This window comes from Curvibacter sp. Hmag1.1, assembly GCF_059769165.1.
This window is the reverse complement of the sequence record NZ_JBMBGX010000002.1, coordinates 3,828,005-3,839,493: the sequence shown is the minus strand read 5'-3', so window position 1 is coordinate 3,839,493 and position 11,489 is coordinate 3,828,005. Positions and strand designations below refer to the sequence as shown.

General features: G+C 61.9%; 11 protein-coding genes. All 11 read left to right on the top strand.

All coding sequences use genetic code 11. The features are described 5' to 3' along the window. The first annotated feature begins 18 nt into the window (after nucleotides 1-18). The 11 genes from ACOAP0_RS18540 to manD all read left to right on the top strand — a co-directional run bounded on the left by ACOAP0_RS18540 (nucleotide 19) and on the right by manD (nucleotide 11,483). Nucleotides 19-948, top strand: coding sequence for a hypothetical protein (locus tag ACOAP0_RS18540; protein WP_498377626.1), 930 nt, complete (start codon nucleotides 19-21; stop codon nucleotides 946-948). Between the two features lie 130 nt (nucleotides 949-1,078). Continuing rightward, nucleotides 1,079-1,552 (top strand): MarR family winged helix-turn-helix transcriptional regulator, encoded by a 474-nt coding sequence (locus ACOAP0_RS18535; RefSeq protein WP_498377625.1) that lies wholly within the window; start codon nucleotides 1,079-1,081, stop codon nucleotides 1,550-1,552. A gap of 149 nt (nucleotides 1,553-1,701) precedes the next feature. Next, complete coding sequence (locus ACOAP0_RS18530; protein ID WP_498377624.1) at nucleotides 1,702-2,757, top strand: aromatic ring-hydroxylating dioxygenase subunit alpha; 1,056 nt, start codon at nucleotides 1,702-1,704, stop codon at nucleotides 2,755-2,757. Further along, a complete protein-coding gene (locus ACOAP0_RS18525) occupies nucleotides 2,754-3,746 on the top strand; it encodes a PDR/VanB family oxidoreductase (protein WP_498377623.1) in 993 nt (330 codons plus the stop codon). The genes ACOAP0_RS18530 and ACOAP0_RS18525 overlap by 4 nt, the downstream gene beginning before the upstream one ends. Before the next feature lie 190 nt (nucleotides 3,747-3,936). Then, complete coding sequence (locus ACOAP0_RS18520) at nucleotides 3,937-4,635, top strand: FadR/GntR family transcriptional regulator (RefSeq protein ID WP_313866370.1); 699 nt, start codon at nucleotides 3,937-3,939, stop codon at nucleotides 4,633-4,635. Nucleotides 4,636-4,655: 20 nt separating this feature from the next. Next, a complete protein-coding gene (locus ACOAP0_RS18515; protein WP_498377621.1) occupies nucleotides 4,656-5,669 on the top strand; it encodes an L-idonate 5-dehydrogenase in 1,014 nt (337 codons plus the stop codon). Between the two features lie 53 nt (nucleotides 5,670-5,722). After that, a complete protein-coding gene (locus tag ACOAP0_RS18510; protein ID WP_198301877.1) occupies nucleotides 5,723-6,691 on the top strand; it encodes a sialic acid TRAP transporter substrate-binding protein SiaP in 969 nt (322 codons plus the stop codon). An 11-nt stretch (nucleotides 6,692-6,702) separates the two neighbouring features. After that, nucleotides 6,703-7,314, top strand: coding sequence for a TRAP transporter small permease (locus ACOAP0_RS18505; RefSeq protein ID WP_498377620.1), 612 nt, complete (start codon nucleotides 6,703-6,705; stop codon nucleotides 7,312-7,314). A gap of 12 nt (nucleotides 7,315-7,326) precedes the next feature. Beyond that, nucleotides 7,327-8,733: a TRAP transporter large permease gene (locus ACOAP0_RS18500; protein WP_087493661.1), complete on the top strand. Its 1,407-nt coding sequence runs from the start codon at nucleotides 7,327-7,329 to the stop codon at nucleotides 8,731-8,733. Continuing rightward, nucleotides 8,730-10,253, top strand: a complete 1,524-nt coding sequence (locus ACOAP0_RS18495) for a UxaA family hydrolase (protein ID WP_498377619.1) — start codon at nucleotides 8,730-8,732, stop codon at nucleotides 10,251-10,253. The genes ACOAP0_RS18500 and ACOAP0_RS18495 overlap by 4 nt, the downstream gene beginning before the upstream one ends. Nucleotides 10,254-10,271: 18 nt before the next feature. Further along, complete coding sequence (manD, locus tag ACOAP0_RS18490; protein ID WP_498377618.1) at nucleotides 10,272-11,483, top strand: D-mannonate dehydratase ManD; 1,212 nt, start codon at nucleotides 10,272-10,274, stop codon at nucleotides 11,481-11,483. Nucleotides 11,484-11,489 lie beyond the last annotated feature (6 nt).

The following is an 11,489-nucleotide window of genomic DNA, read 5'->3' as shown; positions in this document are numbered from 1 at the left end:
TTGACTTGCTTCCACACCATGAAATTGAAGATAACTTCACTGCTCTTGGCGATTGCGCTCTTGCTGTTGTCTGGATGCTCAGACTTTGAGCCTCTTGCGCGACCTGAGATCCGGAGTAATGCCCAGCTCTCAATCAGTCCCAGCGGAAATCTGGTGTTTCTCTTTCGCAGGGAGCCAGGCAAGTACAGCAAGATGGATGGCCATCTTTTCTCGGTGGAGAACGGCATATCGCAGCGAGTGCGAGAAGTAACTCTTCCGGAGGAGGTATGGAGTACCTCCTGGGCCTATGAAGAAGACCAGCTTCTGGTTGCGGGCGTGGAAAGCGGAGAGAACATTTTGTGGAAGATTGACGTCTTCACAGACAAACGCACGGTTGTTTATCGGGGTAAGCAACCGTTGAATTTTCTCCATGAGTTCACACCAGGTCGCTATATCTTTTTGGAGGCTTACGGTGTCAGCTCGGGCCGAACGTATTCAACTTGGCAAGTACTGGAAAACGGAACCAAACGTCAGCTTTACGACCGCCCGTTTAACGCCGCTGCACACATCAGCAAGATCGACGATTTTTTGTTTTTGTACCCTCCGGACAAAATTCTGATGACCATCGAAGGGAAGTTTCCCGGCTTTCCCAATGGGGTATTGGATCGGATGCCGTGGTCACTCGATTGCCAGAAGGACAAAACTACGATGTGCTGGCAAACCTACCTTGACAATTACAACGGCAAGTTCTACCCGGGGACGATGGAAATGATTGGTGACGAAGGGCGCTGCAAAGTGCCGGGAATTTGGATTCAGGAAGCTGGCACCGCCTTGTCGAGAAATGGAAAGACAGTGGTGTTTCACTCAATAAAAGACCGCGAAACAAAGGAACGGGGAATTTTCTTGGCTCGATTCGCGCCTGAAACCTGCTTGGTCCATGAAATTCCATTGAACAGAACCAGCCCGTAAGTTTGCAGTGCAAAACAAGTGTGAATGTTTTGATCCTCTTAAACACATTTACGAGCCTGAGCGTGGCTCACATAAGCAACTGGACTGGCTTTGATGCTTTGAAAAAGCGATGACCTCACACAACATGTCGATGCCTCTCCCCATCCCCCTGCAAGCCGAACCCGGCCATTTGATCCGGCGGGCGCACCAGTTGGCGGTGGGTACCTTTGCCAAGACGCATGGCAAGCAGATCACGCCGGTGCAATACGCAGTGTTACGCGCGCTGCAAGATACGCCGGGCATGGACCAGGTGACGCTGGCGGACCGGGTGGCACTGGACACATCGACCACCGCCGACATTGCTGCGCGGCTGGATGCCAAGGGCTGGATCGTGCGGGAGCTGCTGCCCCGGCGCCAGCGTGCGCTGCGCCTGACGCCAGAGGGCGAAGCGGTGCTGGCCGAGATGCTGCCGCGCGTGGCGCCCATGTACGGGCAGTTGCTGGACGCGCTGGAGCCCGCCGAGCGCGAGGAGTTTTTGCGCCTGCTGCGCAAGTTTGTGCACCTGAACACGCCGGCCCCTGCAGACCCGACCGATACGCCGGACCAGCCATCCGACAGCGCATAACCCAAGGCCCCCGGCCAGTCGTCGGATTCACCCCATTTCAAGGGAAAACCCTCATCCCCAACCCCTAGCCGCAGAATTGACTTGGGTCTATGATTTACGTCATTCAGCATACTGAATGAAGAATTCATTTCACCCCTAGGAGCCCGCCCATGTTCCCCGTCAACACCTGGTACGTTGCCGCCCGCAGCGAAGAGATTCCCTCCGACCGCCCCTTGGGCCGCCGCATTTGCAACATCCCCATGGCGCTGTTCCGCAACAGCGCGGGCGTATCCGCCGCGGTGGAGGACTTCTGTCCGCACCGGGGCGCCCCGCTCTCGCTGGGCAAGGTAGAGGGCGACACGCTGGTCTGCGGCTACCACGGCCTGGCCATGGGCTGCGACGGCAAAACCGTGTCCATGCCCTGCCAGCGCACGCGCGGCTTTCCGGCCATTCGCAGCTTTCCCATCCATGAAGAACACGGCTTTGTCTGGGTGTGGCCGGGCGACGCGGCCAAGGCGGATGTGGCCAGCATCCCCAAGTTCGAATGGCTGGGCAATCCGCAATTCGGCTACGGCGGCGGCTTGTACGAGATTGCCTGCGACTACCGCCTGATGATCGACAACCTGATGGACCTGACGCACGAAACCTATGTGCACAGCACCAGCATCGGCCAGAAGGAAATTGACGAAGTGCCCTGCCAGACCCGCGTGGACGGCGACCATGTGATCACCGAACGCTATATGGAAGGCATTGAGGCACCGCCCTTCTGGAAGATGGCGCTGCGCATGAACGGCCTGCCTGACGACCAGTTGGTGGACCGCTGGCAGATCTGCCACTTCACACCGCCCAGCCACATCATGATCGAGGTGGGTGTGGCGCTGCAGGGTCACGGCGGCTACAAGGCGCCGGACGAGTTCAAGGCCGCGAGCTGGGTGGTGGACTTCATCACCCCCGAAACGGACACGTCCATCCACTACTTCTGGGGCATGGCGCGCAAATTCAAGCCGCAAGACACGGCGCTCACCGCCCAGATCCGCGAAGGCCAAGGCAAGATCTTTGCGGAAGACCAGGAAATGCTGGAGCGCCAACAACAAAACCTGCTGGCTTACCCCGAGCGCAAGCTGTTAATGCTGAACATCGACACCGGCGGCGTGCAGTCCCGCAAGGTGATTGACCGCGTGGTGGCCGCAGAGCGCAACCCGGCTGCGGCAGAGGCGGCGGCATGAGCGGGCCCACCCAGACCCCAGTGAGCACGCCTGCAACGTTGCAGGTCAAGGTAGCCGCCAAGCGCACCGAAGCGCAGGATATCTGCAGTCTCGAGCTGGTGGCCGCAGACGGTGGCGCCCTGCCCGCCTTTACCGCCGGCGCGCACATTGATGTGCACCTGCCCAATGGCTTGGTGCGCCAGTATTCGCTGAGCAACGCGCCCACCGAAACAAAGCGCTATGTGATTGGCGTGCTGCGCGATGCCGCGTCACGCGGCGGCTCTACCGCCGTGCACGACCTGGTGGCCGAGGGCAGCACGCTCACCATCAGCACCCCGCGCAACCTGTTCCCCCTGGACAGCGCGGCCCCCCACCATCTGCTGCTGGCCGGTGGCATAGGCATCACGCCCATGCTGGCGATGGCGGAACACCTGGCAGCCACTGGCGGCGCTTTCACCCTGCACCACTGTAGCCGCAGCCGTGTACGCGCCGCGTTTGTGGAGCGGCTGGCTGCAGCGCCGTTTGCAGCACACACCCACCACCACTTTGACGATGGCGATGCGGCACAGAAACTGGACATTGCCGCCACCCTGCAAAGCGCCCCGGCAGGCACCCACTTGTATGTGTGCGGCCCGCAAGGCTTTATGGACGCGGTGCTCAGCGCAGGCCGCGCCGCCGGCTGGCCCGAAGAACGCTTGCACCGCGAGTACTTTGGTGCCGCGCCCACCGCCAAAGCAGACGACGGCAGCTTTGAGCTGGAGATTGCGAGCACCGGCAAGGTCATCAAGGTGCTGCCGGACCAGACGGCACTCGAGGCGCTGCATGCCGGTGGCATAGACATCCCCATGTCCTGCGAGCAAGGCGTGTGCGGCACCTGCCTCACCCGCGTCAAAGCCGGCATGCCTGACCACCGCGACCAGTACCTCCTGCCCGAAGAACAGGCTGCGAACGACCAGTTTCTGCCCTGCTGCTCTAGGTCGAAGAGCGCGCGTTTGGTGCTAGATTTATAGTCAAATTTGCCTATGGCGCCCGTGCGATATGCGCGAGCAGCTCCTGAATTGATAGCGCAAGCCGCCCTTGAGGCGGCTTTTTTTCGTCCATTGCAGGGCCGATCGGGAAAACCCTAGAACTTCTGGAAGCTCAATCACGCCACAATCCGGCCAACTGGTCTTACCAATTTACCTTTTAGCCAATCAACGTATGCCGTTTCAACCCATAGAGCCCCGCCGGCTGTACCGCCAGATTGCGGACCAGCTGCGCCAACTCATCCAGACCGGCGAATTCGCAGTGGGCAGCAAGCTGCCGGCCGAGCGCGACCTGGCCACCAAGATGGGTGTGTCCCGCCCGTCCGTGCGTGAAGCGCTGATCGCGCTGGAAGTCGAAGGCCTGATCGAAGTCCGCATGGGCTCGGGCATCGTGGTCATAGCCCGCGAAAGCGTGCGTATGCTGGACAACGCGCCCGGCCCGCTGGAAATCATCCGCGCCCGCCAACTCATCGAATGCGAGCTGGCTGCACTCGCCGCGAAAAGCACCGACCCCACCCTGGTGCCTGACCTGCTGGAGACCCTGCGCGACATGGAAGCTGACATCGCCGCGCGCACTCTGCCCATACGCGGGGACCGGGCCTTTCACATCCGCATTGCGCAGGCCAGCGACAACAGCGCATTGCAAGCGGTAGTCACCCAGCTGTTTGACGAACGCAACGGCCCCCTGTTCCAGAAGCTGGGCGGCCACTTTGAGCGCGAAGCCACCTGGAAAGCCGCGGTGGACGAACACCGCGCCGTGGTCGACGCCATTGCCGCGCACGACCCCGACATGGCGCGCGCTGCCATGAGCGGCCACCTGGACCATTCGCACGAACGCTTCTCTGCCGGCTGGACCACACCTACCGACGCCTGACTCCACCGGACACACCGACCATGAGCCTTGCCTGCACCTTGAATGGCCCGCTGAACCTCAGCGTGGAACACCACGACACCCAGAACCCCGGCCCCGGCCAGGTGCGCATGCGGCTGGGCGCAGGCGGCATTTGCGGCTCCGACCTGCACTACTACCAGCACGGCCGGGCAGGCATCTTCGCCATCCGCGCGCCCTTTGTGCCGGGGCATGAGGCCTCGGGTGTGGTGGATGCGGTGGGCGACGGGGTTACCAAGGTGAAGGTCGGCCAGAAAGTGGCTGTCAACCCGGCCCACCCCTGCGGCGTGTGCCCCGCCTGCCGGGCCGGACGCAGCAACCTGTGCGAGAAGATGGTGTTTCTGGGCAGTGCGGCCATCTTCCCGCACATCCACGGCTTCTTCCGTGAGCACTTTGTGATGAATGAGGCCCAGCTCACCGCCATTGATGAAGATGTGAGCCTGGGTGAGATTGCCTGCGCCGAGCCGCTGTCGGTGGGCCTGCATGCTGTGCGCCGCGCGGGCGAAGTGCTGGGTGCCACTGTGCTGGTGACCGGGGCAGGCACCATAGGCTGCATGTCGGTGATTGCTGCGCGCCTGGCCGGTGCAGGCCGCGTGATTGCCTGCGACCCCAGCGAGCGGGCCCGCGAGATGGCGCTGACCGTGGGCGCCGACGAAGCTTTGCCCGATACCTCTGCATGGAAAGGCCGTGTCGATGTGGCGCTGGAAGCCGCCGGCCACCCTGCTGCACTGGCGGGCTGCCTGGCTGCGGTACGCCGCGGCGGACGCGTGGTGCAGGTGGGCACGCTGCCCGCAGAAATTCCTTTTCCGGCCAACGACATCATGTCGCGCGAGCTGGACTACGTGGGCGCCTTCCGCGCCGATATCGAATTCGACTGGGCCGTACAGGCCATTCGCAGCCGGCGAGCCGATGTGCGCCCGCTCATCAGCGCCCAGTTGCCGATCAGCCAATCGAAAGCGGCCTTCGATCTGGCATTGGACAGAGGCCGCAGTACCAAAGTGCAGTTGATTCCCGGCTGATTCATCAACCGGACCCGCCTGCGCAACTTTCACAACAAGAGGAGACAAAGAGCATGACATTCAAACGCATTTCGCTGGCCCTGGCTGCAAGCCTGGTGGTCGCCGCCCCCGCTTTCGCGCAGACCAAGCTCAAATGGGCCCACGTCTACGAGCCCAGTGAGCCGTTCCACACCGCGTCCGTCTGGGCTGCGCAGGAAATCCAGAAACGCACCAACGGTCGCTACCAGATCGATGTGTATCCTGCCTCGCAGCTGGGCAAGGAAAACGACATCAACCAAGGCCTGGCCTTGGGCACGGTGGACATCATCATCTCGGGCTCCAGCTTTGCGGCCAAGGCTTTCCCCCGCATCGGAGTGACCTACTACCCCTACACCTTCCGCAACGTAGATCACCTGCTGGCCTACACCAAGAGCGACATTTACAAAGAGCTGACCGCCGGCTACGAGCAAAAGAGCGGCAACGAAATCATTGCAACTACCTACTACGGCACCCGCCACACCACCAGCAACAAGCCGATTGCCAAGTGCGCCGACATGAAGGGCCTGAAGATGCGCGTGCCTGACGTGCCCGCCTACCTGGCCATGCCGCGTGCCTGCGGCGCCAACACCTCGCCGATTGCGTTTGCCGAGGTCTACCTTGCACTGCAAAACGGCACGGTCGAAGCCCAGGAGAACCCGCTGCCCACCATCGAAGCCAAGAAGTTCTACGAGGTGCAAAAGCACATCGTGCTGACCGGCCATATCGTGGACCACCTCAACACCGTGGTCGCTGGCGCCTTGTGGAAAAAGCTCTCGGACGCTGACAAGAAAATCTTTACCGATGTGGCCCTCGAAGCCGCTGCCAAAGCCTCCAAGGAAGTGGCTGCCCGCGAAGGCGAACTGGCTGCCATCTTCCGCAGCAAAGGCGTGAGCGTGACGGACGTGAACACCAATGAATTCCGCGACACCGTGCTCAAGAACGTGCCTTTCGAGCAGTTCGGCTACCAGAAGGCTGACTGGGACCGCATCCAGGCCATCAAGTAAGGCGACACGACATGACGCTTCACAGCTCCCTGCCCTTGTCGGGCGGCGCAGCCGAATCACGTCCCGTCGAGACCAGCGCGGAAGCGCTGGTCGCCAGCTTTGCAGAGGCCGACCAGCACACGGTCGACCTCTCGGGCTACGGCGTTGAAGACTGGATTTGCCTGGGCTTTTTCTGGACCATGGCCGGCCTGGTGTTTCTGCAGTTCTTCAGTCGCTATGTACTGAACGACTCGTTTGCCTGGACCGAAGAACTGGCCGTGTACTGCCTGATGCCGGTGGTATTTATCGGCGCCTCCATGTGTGTGCGCCGTGTGCGTCACATCCAGGTTAACCTGATCTACCGCTACCTGCCGGTGCCTGCAGGGCGCGCGCTGTCAACTGCCGTGGACATTGCGGCACTCGCCTTTTACAGCTACGGTGCCTGGTTGGTTGCGCGCTATGCAATGGCCGTGGACAACGAGCCCATGACCACCATCAACTGGAACAAGAGCCATGTGTATTGGCTGGCCTTTGCAGGCTTCGCACTGATGAGCGTGCGCGCCTTGCAGGTGGGCATTGAGAACTGGCGCCGCGGATTCTCCGCGCTGCAAAACCCCGGCTACTTCGACGGCTCGGACGACTGAACGGACTCCCCCATGTTGCTACTCATTCTTTCTTTTCTGGGCCTGATGCTCTGTGGCCTGCCGGTGGCGGTGTCTATGGCGGGCGGCTCGCTGATTTACATCCTGGTGTCCGGCACCGTGCCCGACATCGTGTTGGCGCAGCGCATGATTGCCGGCATCGAGTCCTTTCCGCTGCTGGCCGTGCCCTTCTTCATTCTGGCCGGCAACCTGATGAACATTGCAGGCATCACCAGCCGCATTTACGACTTTGCGGTAGCCCTGGTGGGTTGGATGAAGGGCGGCCTGGGCCAGGTGAACATCATCGGCTCGGTGATTTTTTCGGGCATGTCAGGCACCGCCATTGCGGATGCAGCCGGCCTGGGTTCGATTGAAATCAAGGCCATGAAAGAGCATGGCTACAGCACCGAGTTTTCGGTGGGGGTGACTGCCGCTTCGGCCACGCTGGGCCCCATCATCCCGCCCTCCCTGCCCTTTGTGATTTACGGAATGATGGCCAACGTGTCCATCGGCGCCTTGTTTGTGGCCGGCATCCTGCCCGGCTTGTTCATGACCGCCCTGATGATGGCCACGGTGGCTTACTTTGCCCGGCGCAACGGCTGGGGCGGCGACGTGGCGTTCCACTGGGGGCGCCTGGGTGGCGCAACACTGGAAATCCTGCTGGTTCTGGCCTTCCCTATGGCAGTGTGGTTGGCGGTGAAAGCCGGAGCCTCGGTCAACATGGCTACCGGAACAGCCTTTGTCGCGCTCATGGTGCTGGACTGGCGCTTTAACTTCTCGGCGGTACTGGCGCTGATGGCGCCTGTGATCCTGATCGGCGGCATGACCATGGGCTGGTTCACGCCGACTGAAGCGGCAGTGGCCGCGGTGATCTGGGCGCTGTTTCTGGGTCTGGTGCGCTACCGGTCCATGACCCTTCGCACCCTCGCTCAAGCCACTTTCGAGACGATTGAAACCACCTCCTCGGTACTCTTCATCGTGACGGCTGCGTCCATCTTTGCCTGGCTGCTGACCACCACGCAAGCCGCGCAGGCTTTGGCAGACTGGATTCTGTCCATCACCAGCAACAAGTGGGTATTCCTTCTGCTGGCGAACTTGCTGATTTTGTTTGTGGGTTGCTTCATCGACACGATTGCCGCCATCACCATTCTCGTGCCCATCCTGATCCCCATCGTGCTGAAACTGGGCATTGACCCTATCCAGTTCGGCATCATCATGACGCTGAACCTGATGATCGGGCTGCTGCATCCGCCGCTGGGCATGGTGTTGTTTGTGCTGGCTCGTATTTCCAAGCTCTCGGTCGAGCGGACCACCATGGCCATCCTGCCTTGGCTGGTTCCGTTGATCGTGGCGCTCATAGCCATCACTTACGTTCCCGCCATCACCCTGTGGTTGCCGCACCAGATGGGCCTGCTGAAATGAACCCGGTCATTCGCATTCACCCGGCGGACGATGTGGTGATCGCCCGGCAGCAGTTGCTGGGCGGCACCCGCATAGCCACGGAAGGCATCACCATCTCCGGCCTGATTCCGCCGGGCCACAAGGTGGCGGTGCGTGCCATTGCGGCGGGCGAACCGGTGCGGCGCTACAACCAGATCATCGGCACTGCCACGCAGCCCATCGCTGCGGGCCAGCATGTGCACACCCACAACCTCGCATTCAGCCGTTTTGACCGCGGCCACGCCGTGGGGGGTGATGTGCGGCCCGTGACCTATGTGGACACCCCGGCCAAGTTTGAAGGCATAAAGCGCGGTGATGGGCGTGTGGCCACCCGCAACTACATAGGCGTGCTGACCAGCGTGAACTGCTCGGCCACCGTGGCCCGCGCCATTGCCGACCACTTCCGCCGCGACATCCACCCCGAAGCACTGGCGGCATTTCCGAATGTGGATGGCATCGTGGCCTTGACCCACGGCGCCGGTTGCGCCACCGACAGCGAGGGCGAAGGCCTTCAGGTGCTGCGTCGTACCCTGGCCGGCTACGCCCGTCACGCCAACTTTGCGGCCGTGATCGTGGTGGGCCTGGGCTGCGAGACCAACCAGATTCAGGGCCTGCTGGCGCAAGAAGGCTTGCGCGAGGGCGCCAAGCTGGTGACCTTCAGCATCCAAGACACCGGCGGCACTGCCAAAAGCGTGGCCCGGGGCATCGAGGTCGTCAAAGGCCTGCTGGCCGAGGCCAACGCTGTCAAGCGCGAGCCAGTGCCCGCCAGCCACCTCATCGTGGGCCTGCAGTGCGGCGGCTCGGACGGCTACTCCGGCATCAGCGCCAACCCCGGCTTGGGCGCGGCGGTAGACCTGCTGGTGCACTATGGCGGCACGGCCGTCTTGTCTGAAACGCCAGAAATCTATGGCGGCGAACACCTGCTGCTGCAGCGCGCGGTGTCGCAAGCCGTGGCCGACAAGCTCGAAGCCCGCTTGCAGTGGTGGACTGACTACTGCGCCCGCCACCACGCCGAGATGGACAACAACCCCTCGGCGGGCAACAAGGCAGGCGGCCTCACCACCATTCTGGAAAAGTCTTTGGGCGCCATCGCCAAAGGCGGCACCACACCCATGGTCGATGTGTACGAATACGCGCAACCCATCACTGCCAAAGGCTTTGTCTATATGGACACACCGGGCTACGACCCCGTGTCGGCCACCGGACAGGTGGCGGGTGGTGCGAACCTGATTTGCTTTACCACCGGCCGGGGCTCGGCCTACGGCTGCGCACCTTCGCCCTCACTCAAGTTGGCCACCAACAACGCGCTGTGGGCCAAGCAGGAAGAAGACATGGACATCAACTGCGGCACTGTGATCGACGGCAGCGAGACCGTGGAGCAGTTGGGCGAGCGCATTTTTCAGGAGATGCTGGCCGCAGCCTCGGGCCGCAAGACCAAGAGCGAGCTGCATGGCTACGGCCAGAACGAATTTGTACCCTGGGCGCTAGGCGCCGTGATGTAAACCTCATTCCCGAACCCCATGAAAATCATTTCCGCCAAAGTCATCATTTGCGCACCGAGCCGCAACTTTGTCACCCTGAAAATCGAAACCGATGAGGGCCTGACCGGCATCGGCGATGCGACGCTCAACGGTCGCGAGCTGGCCGTAGCCAGCTACCTGACTGAGCACGTCATTCCCTGCCTGATAGGCCGTGACCCACAGCAGATTGAAGACATCTGGCAGTACCTCTACAAAGGTGCCTACTGGCGCCGCGGCCCTGTCACCATGAGCGCCATTGCCGGCGTGGACACCGCGCTCTGGGACATCAAAGCCAAGGCCGCCAACATGCCGCTGTACCAGTTGCTGGGTGGCAAGAGCCGCACCGGCGTCATGGTCTACGGCCACGCCAATGGCAAAGACATCAGCCAAACCGTGGAAGAAGTGCTGCGCTACAAGGAGATGGGCTACAAGGCCATTCGCGCCCAGAGCGGCGTGCCCGGCCTGGAGAAGGTGTATGGCGTGGGCCGCGGCACCATGTTCTACGAACCTGCCGATGCCGACCTGCCCAGCGAGCACGACTGGTCCACCGAGAAGTACCTGCGCCACACGCCCGAGCTGTTTGACAAGGTGCGCGCTGCCGTGGGCCCGGACATCCACCTGCTGCACGATGTGCACCACCGGCTCACCCCCATCGAAGCCGGCCGCTTGGGCAAGGACCTGGAGCCCTACCGCCTGTTCTGGATGGAAGACGCCACACCTGCCGAGAACCAGGAGGCCTTCCGCCTGATCCGCCAGCACACCACCACGCCGCTGGCGGTGGGCGAGATTTTCAACACCATCTGGGACTGCAAGGACCTGATCGAGAACCAGCTGATCGACTACATCCGCACCACCGTAGTCCACGCCGGTGGCATCACCCACCTGCGCCGCATTGCGGACTTGGCGGCGCTTTACCAGGTGCGCACCGGTTCACACGGCGCCACCGATTTGTCGCCGGTGTGCATGGGCGCTGCGCTCAACTTTGACCTCTGGGTCCCCAACTTCGGTATCCAGGAATACATGCGCCACACCGACGAAACGGATGCCGTGTTCCCCCACGCCTACAGCTTCAAGGACGGTTTCATGCACCCCGGCGAAGCGCCCGGCCATGGTGTGACGATTGACGAGGAACTGGCGGCCAAGTACCCCTACCAGCGTGCCTATCTGCCGGTCAACCGGCTGCAACACGACGGTACGCTGACCAACTGGTGATGCGGG